The sequence below is a fragment of the Thalassobacterium sedimentorum genome (genome assembly GCF_031127905.1).
GTDB lineage: Bacteria > Verrucomicrobiota > Verrucomicrobiia > Opitutales > Coraliomargaritaceae > Thalassobacterium > Thalassobacterium sedimentorum.
In genome coordinates this window covers 58,950-77,728 of record NZ_JARXIC010000021.1, presented here as the reverse complement: position 1 = coordinate 77,728, position 18,779 = coordinate 58,950, and the positions used below count along the sequence as shown (strand labels likewise).

Here is an 18,779-nt window from a genome sequence, read left to right as displayed (position 1 = left end):
AATTCCGAACGTGACCAAATGCAGGAGGTGCATTCTCCAGTCCAACAACTGCTTTGTCCGCTCTATTTCTTTCTTCATATCAAATATTCGGTAGTTATAGGTATCAGTTTGTCGCTTTTTTAACCAGACATCATAAAAATTGAGGGTTTTGGGGATTATCTGCGTTTAAGTGATCATGAAAGACCATATATTTGAAGAATTACTCAGGGCAGAACGAGATCGTACGTTGCCGGTCTGCCCTTCCAACATCGAAGCGAATGTCCTTCGCCGCATTCGTCTCACTACTAGTGAAACTGAGACGGTCAGCGTGCTGGATTGGATTTTTGGGCTCTTGCCTCAAAAAAGCCTAGTTCTAAGCACTTTAGCTCTAGCTGTTATGCTCAGCGCAACCTCCACGGTGGTGTTAGAGGCAAGTTCTGCACGCGCAGCGAAGAAACAGAGTCTTGCCGTCAGCGCATTGGACTTTGGAGTTTTCGACGAAGCTCCGTTTTTTGATTTGGAAAATTAAGCCTATGGTAGCAAAAGATCAATCCACCCGAACTAAACAGATACTCACGCTAGTTGCCATCGTATTGGCGATAATCACTGTCTGTATAAGTGTCTCATTCGTTACGAGACACTGGTTCTCGAAGAGTCAGGATGCTTGGAATCATGACATGACGCATGGGCACCAGTGGCTTCACGAAACTCTAAATTTGACAGAGAAAGAGGAGGCGGCGATTGATGCCTTCGAAGGCGACTATCGGAGCGAGCGGGAACGCTTGGTTAAAGAATTTGACTCTCGGGTTGGCGACTTGCGTCAGATCTTAGTGAGCACGGATCAATACGTGCCTGAAGTGGATGCTGCGATTCACCGACTTCATGAGGTTCATGGGGAACTCCAAGAGTTATCCATACAACACTATTATGACATGTTGAACGTGCTACCTCCTGAGAAGCAGGACAAGTTGCGTCAACTTGCGGTGAAAGCACTTAGTCAGCCGGAGTGATCTTGTGAATAATGGCCGAAATAGATGCAGACTTTAAGTCGCTACAAAAAATCCAAAAAGGAGACGACTCTGGACTCAAGGAGTTGATGTCGCTACACCGAGAAGCTCTGTTCCACTTCATTTATCGCTATGTGAATAATGAAGCCGATGCGGCTGAACTGACGGAAGAAACGTTCTTTCGAGTGTATCAAAATGCGAGTCGGTTTCGTCCAAATGCAAAAGTGGTCACTTGGATATTTTCGATAGCGGGTAACTTGTGCCGGGATTTTATCCGGCGAAACCGTAAGCGTAAGGGGGACTTTTCTCTGGATGCTGAGCTCGACGAAACGCCGAATATTCAGCGTAATGAGACATTCGCCTCGAATCTGAGCAACCCTGGAGAAGCTGTGGTCTCCAACGAATCGGTTTCAAGCGTACATGCTGCGATCTTCGCGCTGCCTCACAAACTTAAGTTTCCTTTCATCTTTTGTATCTTGGAGGAAAACTCATACGATACATGTGCTGAGATATTAAAAACGAGTCGCAAGACCGTGGAGACTCGCATCTATCGAGCTCGAAAATTACTGCGTGAAAAATTGGCGGATCTATTTCAAGAAGTTTGAGGGTTTGCGGCAATTCCTGCGTTTAAAGGAATGAGATGAATGCGATTTGCGGACAATGTTTTGTGCAAATGGCGGAGTCATTCTCAGTAAAACAAAAGGACGATCCACAAATGAAAGAAATTAAAGCATACATCCGGAAAGATAAGTTAGACTTAGTGATTATCAGCTTGGCGAGAATCGAAGGGTTGAGCGGCGTAAGCGTTTGCTCGATTAGCGGCTTTGGACGCAGCCGCGGAATACTACAATTGGTAGATTTCAGCACCCATATTAAGGTCGAAGCTGTTTGTGACGATACACTGAAAGATACTGTGGTGGCTACAATACTCCGCATTGCGAGTAGCGGACACCGTGGCGATGGTAAGATCTTTGTCTCTACTATCGACGAAGCCTACCGAGTTGAGACCGGAGCCCAATTGGTCGAGGAAAGTCCGGCATAGTTCCTCTCATTCACCCCCCCCACTGATTCACATCACACCATCCTATGAAACACGGATTCTTCCATCTCTTGGGATGCCTCATCCCCATCGCCCTAATTTTCATTCTGCCTGCATTTGGCCTTAGTTCGGGCATGACCTTCACCATCTTCCTCGTGCTGATGTTTGGTTGCCACTTCATGATGATGGGCATGCATGGCTCCCACGATCCTGCACACGCGCAGCACGACAAGCAAGCGGAGCCAAAGTCCGAACCAGGTAGTTACGAATAATCGTCCTAACTCACCCAACCATCATCGAAAGACCAATTCTTATGTATTTACATCCCAAACGCTTCGGTATGGCTTGCGCAGCAGCGGCCGGAACCTTCTATCTCGGTTGCGTGCTCTTAATGGCTGTGGCAGGGCCGGTCACGCTTACTCTATTTTTCAATGGTCTGTTTCACGGGATCGACCTCCGGCCAATTTTGGTGGAGCACGTCGGGTTTTGGATGACGCTGACCGGATGGATCAACACGGTGATTCTGAGCTGGCTCTTCGGTGCGTTGGTCGCAGTCGTTTATAACTTTGGACATCGCCCAAATCATGAGAACTCGTAGCAAAGGTGCCGGGATTTGGTTGACGTATGCCGCTCTCGGAGCGGTCTTGATGATCCTCATGATGCATCCCGCGCTGGAAGCGATCCACCAGTGGCGCTCGGGGTTCGATTTATCACCAAATATGGGGTCGATGCTAATCGACCCGATCCGTACAGCATTCAGCCCCGAGATGCTGCCGATGACGCTACTACTGGGCGCTTTGGGCGTGCTCTTTGGCTTGGCCTTCGCCTGGCTGCATCGTCGAATCGTTGGAGCAAAGGAGTCGACCCTGTTGACGAGAACTTCACCCGAAGATTTGGATGCGCTCATCTCTCAAGGCGAAAGCGAAACCCTGGAGTTTAAATCATCTCTACGCTGGGATGTATCCAAAGGGAAAGTCAATAAACAGCTGGAAGCTGTCGTGGCTAAGACTCTGACTGGGCTGATGAACCACCAAGGGGGCGTCCTGCTGATTGGGGTCGAGGATAGCGGGCTTATTCTCGGCATCGAAGATGATTTGCAGACCTTGCGTGAGCCGACATGGGATCGCTTCGAACAGCGGCTAGTGGCCGTCGCTACCGATTATATCGGCGGTCGGCATTGTTCGCGCATCCATTGTAGTTACACGATGCTGAACGCTCAAATGGTGGCGGTTGTGCGAGTCGAACCTTCTCCCGTGCCCGCATATTGTAAGGATGGTCACTCTCAACTTTACTACGTCAGAGCCGGCAACACGACACGGGAGTTAAACACCCGAGAAGCTGTCGCCCATATTGAAGAACATCAGCAGTCTTAATGCTGCTTGAAGCATCCTGAACGCATCACGGCTTAGGCCGTTTCACATTATCAATCGCTTGGTTGGCTTCGTTGCGAAGGGCATAGAATTTTCGATTTGCTTCGAACTTTTCCATGCAGATAGGACAGCATAGTGCGATCATTCTCTCTTCGTAGCGGACTCTGGCAAACTTGGTGCCATTCCCGAGCGGTCGCTCACAAACGGCGCAATAATTTTCGTCTCTATCGTTTTCATCATTCATTTGCTTACTTTCGTTTTTTTTACGCCTCCACTTCTTGGAAGTGAAGACATCGTACATCATCAATGATGCTTATACCATCCAGCGCCCTTTATATCAGGCCAAGATGTGGTCTGGTGGCAGCTGTAACACTGATCGACTGTGGCTTTGGGTTTGTTGGCCACCGTCTGGGATATCTTCTTGAAATGCATCATGTAATGACTGGGCGGAGCTTGATGGCACTGGGCGCAGTCCATGGATGCCGACGAAGGGTGCACAAATTCAGGTATATTCCAGCTTTCCGTGCCGTGACATTGCATGCAGCTGTTTCCGAATAGTTCGAAATGTCGGTCATCGCTTTTGTGGCAGGTAATGCAGTTTAAAGCCGCTGAGGCTTGAGAGATGTGAGGGCTGACTGAAAGCGTCTCCGGCGGCGTTTCTGTATGCTCTAACCAGGCGAGCAGACGCGAGGCCGCCAATGACTGTTCGGTATCCGCATCCGCTCCTTGTAGTTGTTTGATACCGATGGCTGTCAGGCTGTCGTGATCCATTTTAGTGGGTCGCACGGCTCGCCCCTGATGCTCTCGGTGACACTCGGTGCAACTGCTGATGTCCGCATGAAAGGAGGTGGGCTGGCGTTGCAGCAGATCCGCCTCGTTGGCGTGGCAAACCACGCAACTGACGGCAGCTGCGCCTTTGACTGGCGTATGGCACGCGCTACAGTTGTTCTCCAGGTGGGCATGCGCAGCAGACAGCGCCCCGGGGTTGACCATACGCTGCATCGAGTTGACGACTTCCGCCTGTGTTGTATCCGTTGTATCCGCGTCCGACAGCCAAAGCACGAACCCGGCAATGGCCGCCACTGGAACCAATATGTATAGAAAGCGTTTCATGCTATGAGAACCAGCGGATGCCAAAGTGGATGGAGGCCCAGACGTGCAGCGCCATCAGCACATACAAGATCATCGAAATGGTAATGTGTAGTTTGAGCCATTTTTTAAAGGCATTCTTCAAGGTCTCGTGGCTGGTTATCGCGTATTCCAGATCGGCAATGGATTCGGCGAGTTTCATGGCTCTGTATCCGATGGCTTGATTCGCTGTGATCGGGGTATCGGATGAAAGGAAGCTGCCGTAGATTCGGCGAAAGAAACCCGCGAATGGTTTTATAGCGGATGCGGCCTCGGGATTGGCGCGTAACTCAGATAGCGTGGTTTCGTAGTGAGCGCGTAATTCTTTGAGCTGCGCTTTCTTCTCTTTCATTTCCTTGCCGATCGAGCTGAGGAGATAGCGGCCGATGAACCCGCTAAAAACGACGATCAAGGTCATGGCAGTCACGCTAATCCCCAAGACGCTTTCAAACTTATGCCCCGTGTGCAATAGTACCAGAATCGGGCCGATTACACCCGCGTAAATATGCCAGGCCAACATCGTTCGCATCGACATGTATGGCTTGGCCCAGTTGCGCAGCACTTTGATCCGCTTTATGAACGAATAGAAGAGCGGAATCAGCATCAGGAAGGAACCCGTCACGGCCAGCATACCGCCCCAGAAGCTTCCGGCAAAGCGCGGGGAGCGGTGGAAGGCGAAGCCCAGCCAGAGAATGGCCAAGAGCATGACGAGGGATGAAATGATGACTTTGTCTTTTTCTTTCATAGGTAAACAGGGATCACGCTTCGATCTTTAGATCGCTCTTGGCTTTGGCTTGGCAGGCGAGGATCACACCGGATGTTTTTTCATCTTCTTCCAGAGCGTCCTCGACTTCCATCTCGACCTCTCCCGCGAGCATCTTGACTTTACAGGCACCGCAAGAGCCCGCGCGACATGAATTGTCGATCTCGATGTTGTTGTCTTCCGCCGCTTCCAAGACTGTCTGATCTGCGCTGATCGGGACGGCCTTTTCGGATAGTGTGAATTCCACCGAAGGTGAGTCCACAGTCTCTGGCGTCGGCGCAGCTTTTGCAGGAGTGGCTGGTTTGACCTTTTCTGGAGGTGGGCCAAAGGCTTCCATTTTTATCTGTTCTTGAGGGACGCCGATACTGAGAAGGAGCTGCTTGGTGCCATCCATCATCGGGCCAGGGCCACAAATGTGAATTAGGCGTTGTTGGATATTAGGCACCGCTTCATTGAGACTTTCGGCGCTGAGTCGACCAGTTGGCCCCTCCCAATTGGTCGATTCGGGCTGCGATACTGTGATCCACACTCTGAGGTTGGCATGACGTTTTTCCAGATAAGCCAGCTCTTCGCGGAAGATAATGTCTTCAGGTTTACGCACTCCGAAGATAAAATAGATTTCTTTTTTCCAGCAATGTGCCGTCAAATATCGGAGCACGCTCATCATCGGAGTCACGCCGGCACACCGCCGGCGATCAAGACGATACTTTCGTCCTCTGATCCTGTGAAAGTGAATTTACCGGCAGGCCCCGCTATTTCCAAGGGATCGCCGATTTGCAGATGGTCGTGCAAGTGGCGGGATACCATGCCTTTTCCCTCACGCTTGACTGTGATCTCGATGTAATCTCGTTGCGAAGGGGAGGACGCGATTGTGTAGGAACGCTTCACCTTCTTGCCGTCGATGAGCACGGTGACTGTCAGGAATTGCCCTGGTAAATAATCAAATGGAATCTGGGTTCCGTCTGCTGGTGCAAAGCGGAAAGTCCGCACCGTCTGGGTCTCTTGGAATGTATTGATTAGTGCGAGAATCCCAGACCAGCGTTTGCTCTTTGCTACGGGAGCGGCATTGGGAGCAGGTGCACTGATTGCCGCGGGAGTCGTCCTTTCAGTTGTTGAGATCGGTTGCACCGAAGCCATTTGCTTTAAGAGTGCCGCCGCTCGGCGCATCTTGAAGAAATACATGGCACTCATCGCCCCGAAAAATAGGACAAGCATCGCCATTGCGAAAAAATGAAAGGGCGAAAGACCGAACCAAAGCCGCTGGTGGGCATCCTGTCCAGCGGGCAGCAAACCCATTTCTTGCTTGAACCATTGTAATGCAACATTGCGAGGTGCCTTGCCTTCCGCCAGTGCACGGTGTGCGGCGAGACCGCTATCAAACTGAGATAAACCTTGCTTGATTTGGCTCACCGCGCCTTGCATTGCTATAAAATCATCTGTTGGCGCGGAAGCAGAGAGTGCGCCCATACCTTCACTCATGAGCGACGCACCTGCCTGCATGCGCTGATGCGCTTCCTGCTTCAATTCGGCGCGGTCTTCCATCGGTAGATTTGGCAACGCCATCAACGACGGATACATGTCTTTAGGCTTGGGTGCGCCCATCTGCTCCATCATGCCGCCCATGCCACCACCATTAGCGCCCCCCATCATACCACCGGAGCTTCCGCCCATCATACCGCCGCCCGAATTGGCAGCTGCCGCAGGCGCATCGGTGATCGTCGCATTTTCTTCAGGGTGATGTTGGGCGTGTTCCTCGGGTGAAACTTGGGCATAGCCAAGTGTGGCCTGAGCCAACAGGATCAGGACGACTGCGATTTTTTTTATCATGCTTGGTGTGATCTATTGGTTCTTGAAATAGCTGTAAGTGCCCTGGGCTTCTATGGCTGAATTGATGCGGTCAACAGCTCGCACATAGGCGGCTGTCCTGAAGTTAGTATCCTTATCCACTTTGACGGCATGGATCTTCTTGAACGCGTCCGTGATACGTGACTTGAGCTTCTCCTGAACGTCCTCGACGCTCCAATAGTCGCCGGATCGGTTCTGCAACCATTCGAAATAACTGACGATGACCCCACCCGAATTGGCCAAAACATCGGGAATGATTATACAGCCGCGATTGTTTAAAATAGAATCCGCCTCGGGCGTGGTAGGGCCATTGGCGACCTCAACAATATAGGCCGCTTGAATACGCTCGGCATTTTCCACCGTCAGTTGATTTTCCATCGCAGCGGGGATCAATACATCCACCTCCAACTCCAGTAATTCCGCATTGGTGATGGAACGAGTGCCTACGTTATCGCAGGGCATACTTTCGCTGACAGAGCATTTGCAATAGAGCCCTTCGAGGCTGCGATGCGTATTCTTGGCTTCGATTACTTTAGGAATGTCAAGTCCCTCGGGGCAGTATAAGGCACCTCCCGAATCACTCACGGCGACGATCTTATACCCGTCTTGATGCAATAGCCGTGCGACATGCTGCCCAGCGTTACCGAGTCCCTGGATGGCCACTTTAATCTCGGTCGGGTTCCAGCCCTCCAGTGCCTCCATCTCCTTGATACAATAATAGGCTCCACGTCCGGTCGCATCGTCGCGCCCGAGACTGCCCCCCAATGGCACTGGTTTGCCCGTAATCATGGCGGGTATTTTTCTTTGATGGATTCGCGAATACTCATCCATCATCCAACCCATAATCGTGGGGTTGGTGTAAACATCAGGGGCAGGAATATCGATGTCCGGGCCGATTAAGCCAGACATCTGCTCGATGAATCCGCGGCTCAATCGCTCTAACTCAAGGCGTGATAACTTTTTGGGATTGACCGCGATACCGCCTTTAGCACCGCCAAAAGGCAAACCAACTGCCGCGCATTTACAAGTCATCCAAAAAGACAATGCTTTGACTTCGCTCAGATCCACTTGGGGATGATAACGCAGCCCGCCCTTGGTCGGGCCGAGCACGTCGTTGTGCCGCACACGGTATCCGTCGAAGATTTCCAGTTCACCATTGTCCATCCGCACAGGTATGGACACTTGATGGATCGACATCGGATGCCGTAAACGCTTCAGCGTCTCCTCGTTGGCATCACAGTATTTGGCTGCGTCGTTGAGACGTGCCAGTGCCATTTCAAAAAGATCAGTCGGTTGGCTGCTCATTATACGACTTCTAGTGTGCGGTTCATCGTGCCGTGATCGTTCGTCACGCAATCAGCGCAGTCGTGATCATCGGAGCACTGCGGACGACAGACCCACTCGCCATCGACGATAAATTTGAATTCATATCGTCCACGGTCGAGTAATACTTCTGTCGACCAATTTCCTTCCTGATCTCGCCGCATGGGCAATGCTGTAGGGTTCCACTCATTAAACGAGCCCGCCAAAAAAACACTTTGGGCATCAATAGAGTGGCAACTGAACTTAATACGTTTACGACGTGGGCTCCGATGGCCAATTCTTCGTTTATCAATTTTCTTTGCAGTCATAGTCTGTATCTCCTTGGTTTCGATAGCGTGTAAATCGTAGCGCTTTTAGTGCGCACTGTGATCGACTGGATCAGCTGGCGCGGCAGGAGAGTCGCCTGCTAGGATTTGACGTTGTGCATCGGTCAGCACTTTGGCTGCTTCACCAACAGACCGAATGAAGTCTAGGCGTTTTTCCGTTTGCTTCTTTGCGATGGCTTTCACTTTGGCTTCGATCTTTAAGAAGTCGGGGTCACCGACAGCAGTCAGTTCCCAGAGCTCCTGCTCAGCCGCAGTAATTTCACGCTGGTAAGTCGCCTGCTTTAATTCGGATGCCTGCTTAAGTTCGCCGAGTTTTTTTTGCTGCTCAGGGCTGAGATTCAAATGATCGCCGTGGTTTAGAAAATAGCCGGTCGCTCCGATGTGGTAGATATGAGAAATACCGGGAAAGCCTGGTAAGGCAGAATCCATCGACATGGTGCCTCCCATATCTTGCATAGAGCCCATCATAGCCATGCCTTTTTTCATGCCCATATCGCCCATCGACATGCCTCCGTCCATCGACATGCCTCCGTTCATCATGCCCATCGGCATTTTATCTTTGTCCATCTTCATTTTGCCCTTGGGCTTCATCCCACCCATCATTCCGTTACTGCCCATGTTCATGTCACTGCTTGGCGTGTCACCCATATCCATGTCAGCCATACCGGACGATTGCCCATCGCCCATCATCATGCCTTTCATGCCCATGCCTTTCATTGGCATCGAGGCGTCTTTAACGGGAGTGCCAGAGTGGTTCATGTTCAATGCGGCCTCGATAGAACCGAGCTGCACTTGCATGTTGGTGAGCTGCTGCTGTATTCCGCTTAAGTCACCTTGCGGCATATCGGCATGCGCAGTATGTGAATCGGGTTGCGCCTGAAGCATCGCCGTAGATGAGGCAAGAGCTAGAAAGGCAGCGGCGAGAAGAGGCGTTTTATTGAAGTTTTTCATAGTTGGAATTGTTTTTTTTGGGTGAAACAGAGCACCAGTTATTGATGCGTTCTATTCCTTAAACGCAGACATCGCTGCGAACCCTCAAAATTCTTAAAAAATGGAAGCAGATACTTTTTTTTGAGGGTTTTCGCTGTAAGTGGCGTTTAACACTATAGAAACCACCACTATGCTATTACATCAGTCGGCATAACGTCGCTGAATTATACCTATTTATGCACCACGACCCGAATACCGAACGTCAATTACTCGCATTTCTTCATTTACTCGCTGGTTACCGCGACGAAGCCGCTGATATCTATAATGCGATGGCAAATGGATACGACCAATTTGCGGCGACTTGGGATGAGACTTTTGCCGGTGATGCCATCGAACACCTGCTGCAAGTCTGCCAAGAAAATGCCCCCCTGCGCCCCGTCGTGTTGGATGCGGGTTGCGGGACTGGAAGACGTATCCCTGACTTGATAACGTATTTGGATCCTTCCGAGCTACATGCGCTGGATATTTCGCTGCCGATGCTTGAAACCGCTCGCCGGAAGATCTTTACGCAGCCAGTGAATTTCGTTCACGGCAACATTGCCAACATTCCATTTGCAGATAACAGTTTCGATGTCGTGTTTGCATCATGGGTGTTGGAGACAATGGGGAATCCCGGTAAAGCGGTTCAGGAATTCCTACGTGTCCTCAAACCCGGTGGTATCATTGCATACACATTTGCGCAATTGCCCGACTCGAAAGATGACGTATCAGAATCGGAAATCGGTTCATTGGTTGAGTCGGCACAATATTTATCGCATGCGCTCAATTCAGATCGAATGCCGTTTCACGCCTGTAAGCATTCCACCCTCAAGCAGTTCCACGAAGGGATTATCTCGACGGTAACTTTGGGTAAGTGCTGCCGTGTAGAATCACGTTATTTGCCTGCTCAGATTGACCTCCCCTCCCGAGGAAACTAAATTTTTTCCATTCAAGATGTTTATCTAGAACCCCAAATTAGCTTCGCATGAATCCAAGTAATCATTCCGAAAAACACACGCATCATCACAGCCACGATGATCCCGCCTCCAAGCCCGACCCGGCGCACGACTGCTGCGACGGCGACCACGCCGAAGCCTCCAAGCCGGAATCGAAGCAAACACACGACTGCTGTCACGACCACGCCGACCACCACCACCATCATGAGGGCGCGCCAGTCGAACCCTCAGCAAATGCGAAATACTTTTGCCCGATGTGTCCCGGTGTGGAGTCCGACACACCCGGCGACTGTCCGAAGTGCGGCATGCGCCTCGAACGCAACCCAGCTTTTAAAGCAGAGACTTCGAAAATATGGACGTGCCCGATGCACCCCGAGATTCAGGAGCCCACGTCTGGGCAATGCCCGAAGTGCGGGATGGATTTGGAGCCGATGGATGGTGTTGCCGAAGAAGACGAAGAGGCCAGTGAGATCAACAGCCTGAAGCGCAAAACGCTCGTTGCTGGCATCCTCACAGTGCCGATTTTGCTGCTAGCATTCGACAGTATGATTCCTGGCTTGTCGTTCGACGGCTTTCTTTCGCCTACCTTACAGGGCTGGCTGGAATTACTGCTGGCGACTCCCGTTATCCTTTGGGCGGGCGGTATGTTTTTCACCCGCGGCTGGCGCTCGCTGGTCAACCGTAGCTTAAACATGTTTACCCTAATCATGCTCGGTGTGGGTGCGGCCTACGCATACAGCGTCGTGGCGGTTCTGTTTCCTGAGCTATTTCCGGACTCTTTCCGTAAACACGGCGAAGTACAGCTCTATTTCGAAGCTGGGGCAGTCATCACCGCCTTGATCCTGTTCGGCCAATGGCTCGAAGCACGCGCACGAAAACAGACAGGGCAAGCGATCCAAAGCCTGCTCGATCTGGCCGCAAAAACCGCGCACCGAATCGACGAGAACGGAGAGGAGTCGGATGTTGAGATCGACGCCATTCACAAGGGCGACCGTCTCCGCGTAAGACCCGGCGAAAAAATCCCCCTCGACGGCTCGATCCGCGAAGGCAAGAGCACCATCGACGAATCTATGATCACTGGGGAGCCAGTGCCTGTTGAAAAAGGCGTAGGCGACAAGGTCATCGGCGCGACCGTCAACCAGACGGGAAGTTTTATCATGGAAGCCGAAGCGGTCGGTGAAGAAACCATGCTCTCACAAATCGTCGGCATGGTGGCACAAGCGCAGCGCAGTCGTGCCCCGATTCAGAAGCTGGCCGATTCAGTGGCAGGGTATTTCGTACCCGCCGTGGTCTTGGTCGCAATTCTGGCCTTCATACTCTGGGCGATCTTTGGCCCCGCTCCCGCAATGGCCTATGCCATCGTAGTGGCCGTTTCTGTGCTCATCATCGCATGCCCTTGTGCTTTGGGTTTAGCCACTCCGATGTCGATTATGGTCGGCGTAGGTAAAGGGGCGCAAAACGGAATCCTTGTTAAAAATGCGGAAGCCATCGAACGTGCCGAAAAGGTGACCCATTTGATCACTGATAAGACGGGCACCCTAACCGAGGGCAAACCATCCGTCGTCGATTTACAGACGGTGGACGGTGTCTCCGAGGAAGACCTGCTGCGCCTCGCCGCGGCCATCGAATCGCAATCCGAACATCCGCTCGCCCGCGCCGTAGTCGACAAAGCCAAGGCCGACGGCGTCAGTGTGCCGGACATCACCGAGTTCAATAGCACCACAGGTGGCGGCGTCCAAGCCATTGTAGCTGGCGAAACTGTCCGCATAGGCAAACGTGCCTTCATCGAAAGCAAAAGCCTCTCAATCTCGGAAAAACTCAGCCAAGAGGCCGAGCGTCTACAAAGCGAAGCCAAGACCGTAATTTGGGTCGCTAAAGAACAACAACTCCTAGGACTGATCGCCATTGCCGATCCGATCAAAGAAAGCTCCAAAGAAGCCATCGAGTCATTGCATGCCATGGGTATCACGGTCGTCATGTGCACGGGCGACAATTCGCGCACGGCACAAGCCGTCGCCAAAGTGCTAGGCATTGATAAAGTCCATGCGGAAGTCTCGCCAGAGGATAAGCAACGTATCGTCAACGAGCTGAAAGCGAAAGGCCACCGCGTCGCCATGGCAGGCGATGGTATAAACGACGCACCCGCGCTCGCTGCTGCCGATGTCGGCATTGCGATGGGCACGGGTACCGATGTAGCCATCGAAAGTGCCGGGCTTACCTTAGTTAAAGGTGACTTGCGTGGAATCGTCGGTGGGCTGAAGCTTAGCCGCGCCGTCATGCGCAATATACGGCAGAACCTGTTTTTCGCCTTTATATATAATGCCGTAGGCGTGCCCGTTGCTGCGGGCATCCTCTATCCATTCTTAGGCGTGCTGCTCAGCCCGATGATCGCGGGCGCGGCGATGGCACTCAGTTCTGTATCGGTCGTTACGAACGCACTTAGGCTTAAAAAATTCAACCTGAACGATTAACCAGAAACAAAGGCACAACCATGAAGACAAAATCAATAAATTTAATCCTCGCGGCCCTAGCCACCTTCGCTGCCCTCTCGCTCGCGGGCTGCGGCCAAAACGAAGAAACCGACACGCATGACTACGATAGCCATTCGATGATGGAGGAAAGCGCCGAGAGTTCTGCTCATAGCGACGGTCACGACGCCCATATGGGCGACCACCATGAGGCTGGTTCACACATGGAAAAAAAGCCAGCGGACGCACGCACAGTCACTATCACCGCGACCGACTTCGCATTCGATCCAAAAACGATCACCGCAACACCGGGCGAGAAACTATTCGTTACACTCGTCAACAGAGGTCAAGCCGTACACATGTGGCAATTGGAGGGACGCCCCGAAACACACCTCCACACACCTATTGGCGAAACAGCTGCTAAAACCATCGTCGCACCAATGGAGCTAGGTGTTTATAAAGTCATTTGCAGCACGCCCGGACATGAGCAGCTCGGTATGATCGGTCAACTCGAAGTGCGCGGCAACTCAGATATTGAATCCGGTGCGCTGCATCCACCGATGCTCACGCCCAGCCCAGACGACAGTGAGCATTCGCACACTCACTAAAATGCGAACACAATACTACCATGGAAAAAATAAATAGACGACAATTCGTAGGTCGGCTTGGAGCTGGCGTATTTGTAACCAGCCTCGGAGGTTTGCTGCCCCGTCCGCTTTGGGCGGAACCAGGTGCAGCGGCAGCAGATCTCCTCAAGCTCACACCACAGAGTCGATACGATCTTGATATCGCCTACCAACCGTTTTATCTCAATGGCCAGAAGGAGGCGGTGCAAGCCACTGCCATCAACGGCACTGTCCCCGGACCGCTCATGCATTGGCGCGAGGGCGATACCGTCGAGCTGAACGTGACCAATTCCCTTATGGACACCGAGCACAGCTCGATTCACTGGCACGGCATCCTTGTGCCCTTCGCAATGGACGGCGTACCGGGCGTGAATTTCGACGGTATTCGGCCGGGCGAGACCTTTACCTACCGCTACAAACTTGTCCAATCAGGCACCTACTGGTACCACAGTCATTCCGCTTTCCAGGAGCAGACCGGCACTTACGGCCCACTCATAATCGAGCCGCGTGGCGGCGATCCGATCCGCGCCGACCGCGACTACACCGTCATGCTCTCCGATTGGACTTCGGACGGTCCGCACGCCGCGTTCCGCAACGTCACGATGAACGACGGGTATTATAACTATCAACAACGCACTGTCGGCGACCTGTTTAAGGATTTCAAAGAGCGCGGAATCAAAGATACCGTGGCCGACCGCCTCGCATGGGGAAAGATGCGCATGAGTCCCGTCGACTTGGCCGGCATCACCGGTGCGGAATACACTTACCTAATGAACGGCCTCGCGCCGGATTCCAATTGGACGGCACTCTTTAACCCCGGCGAGACCGTGCGCCTGCGCTTTATTAACTCCGCCGCCATGAGCACTTTCGACGTGCGTATACCCGGCCTCGACATGCAGGTCGTGATGGTCGATGGCAAGGCGGTTAAGCCAGTGGACATCCATGAATTCCGCATCAGCGTGGCCGAGACCTACGACGTGCTCGTACGCCCGAAAAAGGATCAGCCCTTCACCATCTTCGCCGAATCACTGGATCGAAGCGGCTATGCCCGAGGCACTCTCGCACCCCAGATGGGGCTGAGCGCCTCGGTTCCCGATCTACGCGAGCGGCCCGTCCGTCGCCTGGACGACATCGGCATGGGCATGATGGGGCAAAAGATCTTCGGCGGAGGCGGCATGGATCACGGCTCCATGAAGATGGATTCCGGGAAGCAACACGGCCCCGAAACGACCACGCCCGACATCCCCGGTCCGATCGGCCCCGAGCCTTTCGTGCCGGATGACAACGTCAACACCGCCATGATCGTTATGAATCCCAAAGACCGCGTTTCGGAACCCGGCATCGGTCTCGGCGACGACGGCTGGAAAGTGCTGACCTACGCGGATATGGTTTCTGATGCGCCGCAGCAGTATAAGCCCGAAGTCGATCGTGAGATGACGATCAACATCACCGCCAATATGGAGCGCTTCATGTTCTCTTTCGACGGCAAGAAATACTCGGAGCATCCGGGTCCCTATAACTTCCGTCATAACGAACGCTTACGCTTATGGCTGGTCAATCACACCATGATGGAACACCCGATCCACCTCCACGGCATGTGGATGCAGATCGAGAACGGACAGCCGCACGACAGTATCCCCTATAAACATACGATCCTTGTTAAGCCGGGCGAAAAAATTTCCGCGCTGATCACACCTATCGAAAAGGGCGACTGGGCTTTCCACTGCCATCTGCTCTACCATATGGAAGCCGGCATGTTCCAAGTCGTTCGCGTTTCCTAGACACAACAAACTAGAAAGTCATTAGAATGAATTTACGAAAATACATTACCACAGTTGGAGTATTCACCGTCATCTCATCAGGCATGGCTGTTTCTCAGCATGAAGGCCACAACATGTCAGAAAGTATGGCGATGCCGGAAGACTATCGTTCACCGCCCGCCCAAGTTCCTGAGGGCCAGCCGATCCGTAAATACGCCATCGACGACGAAGGCACAGGGGCCACCAATTTTGGCGTGGCTCCGGTGCACGATAACATGCTCTTCTACATGTTCCGAGCAGACCGCTTTGAATACCGATCCTTCGACGAGGGCGAAGCCTTGCTCTGGGACGTGCAAGCCTGGGTCGGTCGTGATTATAACAAACTCTTCTTCGAGTCCGAAGGCGAGTATTCGCTGGACGAGGACAGCTTCGAGTCCGTGCAGACGGAGCTTCTCTACGGCCGCGCCATCAGCAGCTTTTGGGACTTCCGGGCCGGGCTGCGCTACGATTTCGAGCCCAGTCCAGAACGCGCCTTCGCGGTGGTCGGCGTGCAAGGGCTCGCCCCGCAATGGTTCGAGGTAGATGCCAACTTCTATCTCAGCGAAGACGGCGACCTCTCTTTCGGAATGGAAGCCGAATACGATATCCTACTGACCCAGCGCCTCATCTTGCAGCCCCGAATGGAAATAGAAATTGCCGCGCAGGATGTCAAAGAATACGGCACTTACGCGGGCTTCACAGATGTTGAACTCGGCCTACGGCTACGCTATGAAATTAGTCGCAAATTCGCTCCCTACATCGGGGTGAGCTGGGAGTCTGCTCTCGGTGAGACGGCCAACCGCATCGAAAGCAGCGGCGGCGATCCCGATACGACCGCCTTTGTTACCGGTATTAAATTTTGGTTCTAGCACCCATAGCAATCCTAGTATTACAAAAGCACCGATCAGCGCAGCACCCGAGCATTCATGAAAACAACCCCACTGTAATTCGTCTTCTTGTTGATCGAAAGGTTTCTTAATCTCGTCAGTTGGTGATTAAGGGGCTTGAGGGGTGGTTCTATTTTGATCTGGAGTTTCTACAACCATATGTGTTGCTGACGGAGGCTCGTTTGATGACACGGGAGTTGCCATGATTGAGGGTTCTGTGGGTGGTTCTACCGCCGAAGTAGATTTTGACTCGGAGAATAGGGTGCAAGCAGTGTTCCCTGGAGTCGCAGCTTGTCTTTCTGGGTTATCATTTATGACTGCGATTCGTTCGCTTAGCCTTTCGATGAAAGGCGTGTTTTCGGCGAGCTGCTTTGCGACCGTGGAAGCCACGTCTTCCTTGGGGCTTGTGGGGAAAGTCGATACCAGCAGAATGATTATGAGCGTTAGCCCGAGCAAGAAATAGAACCGGGCGCCTTTGTAGACTTCTACCAAGAAGTTTACCCGGTCGTTGCGGTCCGCCTGGCACTTCAAGTAAGTATTGATAAGGGACTTGCGAAGGTCGTCTCCAGAAAGAGAGGCGTCATGCTGGTCGACTGTGGGTTGCATATCTGCTCCTACTGCGAAATGCATGGAAATCAGGATAACCACATGGATCAACAGTAAGGCGACCAAAACTAGGATTACTTGTGCCCAAGTTGAATCAAGGCTGGTCTTCGATACGACGATTCCCGACGCGGCTAGCACTAGTGAGCTAAGTGTCACCAGTGATTTGCATTTGTCTGTTGTCGAATTTCTGCGTTCTTCTGCCTCAGCAAGCCGACATTTCACTTCGGACAGCAAGAGATCAAGTTCTTTGGCGTCATCGAGCTTCAGGTCGACTTGTTTGGTCGACCTAATTTTCCCCTTTTTGATTTCACTCCAAGTAATCTCGCTCGCGTAGATGTGGAGTGATATGAATGTGATGAAGGTAGATACTCCCTCCCTAAAATAGTACAGGCGATCTAAGACTGTCCTCCATGTACGCTGGATCAATGGCATAACCCTGAGAACACCGTGGATTGTTTACTAGTAGTGGTCTTGAAAGATTTCACGAAGGATTCGGCTATTGCAGTTTCCGCCGATAGATCGAGCCATGCCCACTGGCCATTGGGGTTAATTTCGAAGAACACCCAATTACCATTTGGTGTGATGGCCATGTCAATCGCCCCGAAGCGCAATTGAAAATGACTCATCAGTTGGTGGATGTTTTTCTCAACTTGTGGAGGTAGGGCGATTGGCCGGTAAGACACATCAACCATGTTATTCCTCCGAATGTCGCAGCGTTGTTTTCCAGACTCGTCCGTAGCCAACATTTCGACTGCGTTAATTTCACGATCGACTACCGTGATTCGCACGTCCGACTTTTTTTGAATAAACTGCTGGAAAAATGTTGGGCAATTTGCGAGATCTGCGAGGTCATCCAATTGGGATTCGTGAACTCGGTTGGTGTAGATCAAGGTGTCACTCTCCTCACCCGGGCGCTCGACATAGCCCGTAGACATAGGCTTCGCGATGATCTGCCCTCCGTGTTGGTAGAAAAAGTCACGCAGGTCTTGAGGATCTTGCGTTACTAAGGTGTCGGGGGTTATGAATCCGAGTTTTGATGCGATGGTCAGTTGGTGCAGCTTTCTCGACGCGGCGACATTGCGGGCAGGATGGTTTATCCACTTAGAACTAGGGATGTGCGCTAAAAAACATTCCACAAACTCAGTCCATTCAAGTCTCGCGTAATTGCCTTCTGGCGAGTCTCCAAAAAACTGAGATGTGAGCCGGTCGGGTCTTCGATACCAGACGTGCTCGATGTCATCTGGTGAAATTTGGCGGTTATTCCAGCAAAGGCTCGCAGCACTACTTCGATAGGAACCTTTCAACTTTGGTACGAGGTCATCCGTGTCAAAGCGCATAACATCTATTCCTGCGTTCTCCAGAATCGGAACTAGATACGTGGCGGTAGCATCCAAAGAGTTTGTGAGAACTAGGATCATTAGCGTAGGGCATTGAAGCGACCATGGCCCTGATCGGAATCACACTCCTCCGCTCTTATTCTGGTGTGAGTGCAGGTGCCAAGGTTGATTTGCGCAGAATGTGGTAACGCTCCAAGCTGGGGGCAAGAAGCGTCGGCATCAGGAGCCTCTGCGCAAACAAGAGTATGTGACTTTGTTCCTAAAAGCACTTCTGACCGGTGGAGAGCAGAGTAATCTTGGCAGCGTGGATCAGAGTCCTTCTGTTCAGCATTTACTGCCGTGCTAGTCATG

General features: G+C 52.1%; 21 protein-coding genes. 12 read left to right on the top strand and 9 right to left on the bottom strand.

Translation table 11 applies throughout. The annotated features are described in order from the left end of the window. Nucleotides 1-175 precede the first annotated feature (175 nt). From QEH59_RS12770 to QEH59_RS12740, 7 genes are all read left to right on the top strand, one after another. Nucleotides 176-508, top strand: coding sequence for a hypothetical protein (locus QEH59_RS12770; RefSeq protein WP_308985767.1), 333 nt, complete (start codon nt 176-178; stop codon nt 506-508). 4 nt (nt 509-512) lie between these two features. Next, nucleotides 513-989: a Spy/CpxP family protein refolding chaperone gene (locus QEH59_RS12765; protein WP_308985766.1), complete on the top strand. Its 477-nt coding sequence runs from the start codon at nt 513-515 to the stop codon at nt 987-989. A gap of 11 nt (nt 990-1,000) precedes the next feature. After that, nucleotides 1,001-1,591: an RNA polymerase sigma factor gene (locus tag QEH59_RS12760; RefSeq protein ID WP_308985765.1), complete on the top strand. Its 591-nt coding sequence runs from the start codon at nt 1,001-1,003 to the stop codon at nt 1,589-1,591. Between the two features lie 110 nt (nt 1,592-1,701). Beyond that, on the top strand, nt 1,702-2,028 hold the full coding sequence (locus QEH59_RS12755; protein WP_308985764.1) for a P-II family nitrogen regulator: 327 nt from the start codon (nt 1,702-1,704) through the stop codon (nt 2,026-2,028). Between the two features lie 44 nt (nt 2,029-2,072). After that, nucleotides 2,073-2,297, top strand: a complete 225-nt coding sequence (locus QEH59_RS12750; RefSeq protein WP_308985763.1) for a hypothetical protein — start codon at nt 2,073-2,075, stop codon at nt 2,295-2,297. A gap of 41 nt (nt 2,298-2,338) precedes the next feature. Continuing rightward, complete coding sequence (locus QEH59_RS12745) at nt 2,339-2,623, top strand: DUF5676 family membrane protein (RefSeq protein WP_308985762.1); 285 nt, start codon at nt 2,339-2,341, stop codon at nt 2,621-2,623. Then, nucleotides 2,610-3,398, top strand: coding sequence for an AlbA family DNA-binding domain-containing protein (locus tag QEH59_RS12740; protein ID WP_308985761.1), 789 nt, complete (start codon nt 2,610-2,612; stop codon nt 3,396-3,398). The genes QEH59_RS12745 and QEH59_RS12740 overlap by 14 nt, the downstream gene beginning before the upstream one ends. 300 nt (nt 3,399-3,698) lie before the next feature. Here the strand turns inward: QEH59_RS12740 and QEH59_RS12735 are convergent, their stop codons facing one another. The 7 genes from QEH59_RS12735 to QEH59_RS12705 are packed head-to-tail and all read right to left on the bottom strand — an operon-like array spanning nt 3,699 to nt 9,731. Beyond that, nucleotides 3,699-4,508 (bottom strand): hypothetical protein, encoded by an 810-nt coding sequence (locus QEH59_RS12735; protein WP_308985760.1) that lies wholly within the window; start codon nt 4,506-4,508, stop codon nt 3,699-3,701. A gap of 1 nt (nt 4,509) precedes the next feature. Further along, nucleotides 4,510-5,268 (bottom strand): hypothetical protein, encoded by a 759-nt coding sequence (locus QEH59_RS12730; protein WP_308985759.1) that lies wholly within the window; start codon nt 5,266-5,268, stop codon nt 4,510-4,512. A gap of 13 nt (nt 5,269-5,281) precedes the next feature. Continuing rightward, on the bottom strand, nt 5,282-5,932 hold the full coding sequence (locus QEH59_RS12725; protein WP_308985758.1) for a 2Fe-2S iron-sulfur cluster-binding protein: 651 nt from the start codon (nt 5,930-5,932) through the stop codon (nt 5,282-5,284). A gap of 26 nt (nt 5,933-5,958) precedes the next feature. Beyond that, a complete protein-coding gene (locus QEH59_RS12720) occupies nt 5,959-7,113 on the bottom strand; it encodes an FAD-binding oxidoreductase (RefSeq protein ID WP_308985757.1) in 1,155 nt (384 codons plus the stop codon). A 12-nt stretch (nt 7,114-7,125) separates the two neighbouring features. Continuing rightward, nucleotides 7,126-8,436 carry a Glu/Leu/Phe/Val family dehydrogenase gene (locus QEH59_RS12715; protein WP_308985756.1) on the bottom strand — a complete coding sequence of 437 codons (1,311 nt, stop codon included), beginning with the start codon at nt 8,434-8,436 and terminating at the stop codon, nt 7,126-7,128. Then, a complete protein-coding gene (locus QEH59_RS12710; protein ID WP_308985755.1) occupies nt 8,436-8,762 on the bottom strand; it encodes a glycogen-binding domain-containing protein in 327 nt (108 codons plus the stop codon). The genes QEH59_RS12715 and QEH59_RS12710 overlap by 1 nt, the downstream gene beginning before the upstream one ends. 45 nt (nt 8,763-8,807) lie before the next feature. Next, on the bottom strand, nt 8,808-9,731 hold the full coding sequence (locus QEH59_RS12705; protein ID WP_308985754.1) for a Spy/CpxP family protein refolding chaperone: 924 nt from the start codon (nt 9,729-9,731) through the stop codon (nt 8,808-8,810). Between the two features lie 215 nt (nt 9,732-9,946). Here QEH59_RS12705 and QEH59_RS12700 point away from each other — a divergent pair, with 215 nt between their 5' ends. From QEH59_RS12700 to QEH59_RS12680, 5 genes are read left to right on the top strand one after another with little or no spacing between them, the layout of a single operon-like run. Beyond that, nucleotides 9,947-10,687: a class I SAM-dependent methyltransferase gene (locus tag QEH59_RS12700; protein ID WP_308985753.1), complete on the top strand. Its 741-nt coding sequence runs from the start codon at nt 9,947-9,949 to the stop codon at nt 10,685-10,687. A 47-nt stretch (nt 10,688-10,734) separates the two neighbouring features. Continuing rightward, a complete protein-coding gene (locus QEH59_RS12695) occupies nt 10,735-13,176 on the top strand; it encodes a copper-transporting P-type ATPase (protein WP_308985752.1) in 2,442 nt (813 codons plus the stop codon). Between the two features lie 20 nt (nt 13,177-13,196). Next, nucleotides 13,197-13,781 carry a cupredoxin domain-containing protein gene (locus QEH59_RS12690; RefSeq protein ID WP_308985751.1) on the top strand — a complete coding sequence of 195 codons (585 nt, stop codon included), beginning with the start codon at nt 13,197-13,199 and terminating at the stop codon, nt 13,779-13,781. Between the two features lie 20 nt (nt 13,782-13,801). Next, on the top strand, nt 13,802-15,580 hold the full coding sequence (locus QEH59_RS12685; protein WP_308985750.1) for a copper resistance system multicopper oxidase: 1,779 nt from the start codon (nt 13,802-13,804) through the stop codon (nt 15,578-15,580). 26 nt (nt 15,581-15,606) lie between these two features. Next, nucleotides 15,607-16,467 (top strand): copper resistance protein B, encoded by an 861-nt coding sequence (locus QEH59_RS12680; RefSeq protein ID WP_308985749.1) that lies wholly within the window; start codon nt 15,607-15,609, stop codon nt 16,465-16,467. A 126-nt stretch (nt 16,468-16,593) separates the two neighbouring features. Here QEH59_RS12680 and QEH59_RS12675 read toward each other — a convergent pair whose 3' ends face one another. Next, entirely contained in the window at nt 16,594-17,523 is a 930-nt protein-coding gene (locus QEH59_RS12675; protein WP_308985748.1) for a hypothetical protein, read from the bottom strand. Then, nucleotides 17,514-18,509, bottom strand: coding sequence for an MvdC/MvdD family ATP grasp protein (locus QEH59_RS12670; RefSeq protein ID WP_308985747.1), 996 nt, complete (start codon nt 18,507-18,509; stop codon nt 17,514-17,516). The genes QEH59_RS12675 and QEH59_RS12670 overlap by 10 nt, the downstream gene beginning before the upstream one ends. Nucleotides 18,510-18,779: the final 270 nt, after the last annotated feature.

Bases quoted from the DNA above. Each gene is read 5' to 3' on its own strand.
- QEH59_RS12730 (WP_308985759.1), bottom strand. From the start codon at position 5,268: ATGAAAGAAAAAGACAAAGTCATCATTTCATCCCTCGTCATGCTCTTG.
- QEH59_RS12675 (WP_308985748.1), bottom strand. From the start codon at position 17,523: ATGCCATTGATCCAGCGTACATGGAGGACAGTCTTAGATCGCCTGTAC.
- QEH59_RS12680 (WP_308985749.1), top strand. From the start codon at position 15,607: ATGAATTTACGAAAATACATTACCACAGTTGGAGTATTCACCGTCATC.
- QEH59_RS12745 (WP_308985762.1), top strand. From the start codon at position 2,339: ATGTATTTACATCCCAAACGCTTCGGTATGGCTTGCGCAGCAGCGGCC.
- QEH59_RS12735 (WP_308985760.1), bottom strand. From the start codon at position 4,508: ATGAAACGCTTTCTATACATATTGGTTCCAGTGGCGGCCATTGCCGGG.
- QEH59_RS12695 (WP_308985752.1), top strand. From the start codon at position 10,735: ATGAATCCAAGTAATCATTCCGAAAAACACACGCATCATCACAGCCAC.
- QEH59_RS12755 (WP_308985764.1), top strand. From the start codon at position 1,702: ATGAAAGAAATTAAAGCATACATCCGGAAAGATAAGTTAGACTTAGTG.
- QEH59_RS12740 (WP_308985761.1), top strand. From the start codon at position 2,610: ATGAGAACTCGTAGCAAAGGTGCCGGGATTTGGTTGACGTATGCCGCT.
- QEH59_RS12750 (WP_308985763.1), top strand. From the start codon at position 2,073: ATGAAACACGGATTCTTCCATCTCTTGGGATGCCTCATCCCCATCGCC.
- QEH59_RS12705 (WP_308985754.1), bottom strand. From the start codon at position 9,731: ATGAAAAACTTCAATAAAACGCCTCTTCTCGCCGCTGCCTTTCTAGCT.
- QEH59_RS12690 (WP_308985751.1), top strand. From the start codon at position 13,197: ATGAAGACAAAATCAATAAATTTAATCCTCGCGGCCCTAGCCACCTTC.
- QEH59_RS12770 (WP_308985767.1), top strand. From the start codon at position 176: ATGAAAGACCATATATTTGAAGAATTACTCAGGGCAGAACGAGATCGT.
- QEH59_RS12685 (WP_308985750.1), top strand. From the start codon at position 13,802: ATGGAAAAAATAAATAGACGACAATTCGTAGGTCGGCTTGGAGCTGGC.
- QEH59_RS12760 (WP_308985765.1), top strand. From the start codon at position 1,001: ATGGCCGAAATAGATGCAGACTTTAAGTCGCTACAAAAAATCCAAAAA.
- QEH59_RS12710 (WP_308985755.1), bottom strand. From the start codon at position 8,762: ATGACTGCAAAGAAAATTGATAAACGAAGAATTGGCCATCGGAGCCCA.
- QEH59_RS12715 (WP_308985756.1), bottom strand. From the start codon at position 8,436: ATGAGCAGCCAACCGACTGATCTTTTTGAAATGGCACTGGCACGTCTC.
- QEH59_RS12670 (WP_308985747.1), bottom strand. From the start codon at position 18,509: ATGATCCTAGTTCTCACAAACTCTTTGGATGCTACCGCCACGTATCTA.
- QEH59_RS12765 (WP_308985766.1), top strand. From the start codon at position 513: ATGGTAGCAAAAGATCAATCCACCCGAACTAAACAGATACTCACGCTA.
- QEH59_RS12720 (WP_308985757.1), bottom strand. From the start codon at position 7,113: ATGATAAAAAAAATCGCAGTCGTCCTGATCCTGTTGGCTCAGGCCACA.
- QEH59_RS12700 (WP_308985753.1), top strand. From the start codon at position 9,947: ATGCACCACGACCCGAATACCGAACGTCAATTACTCGCATTTCTTCAT.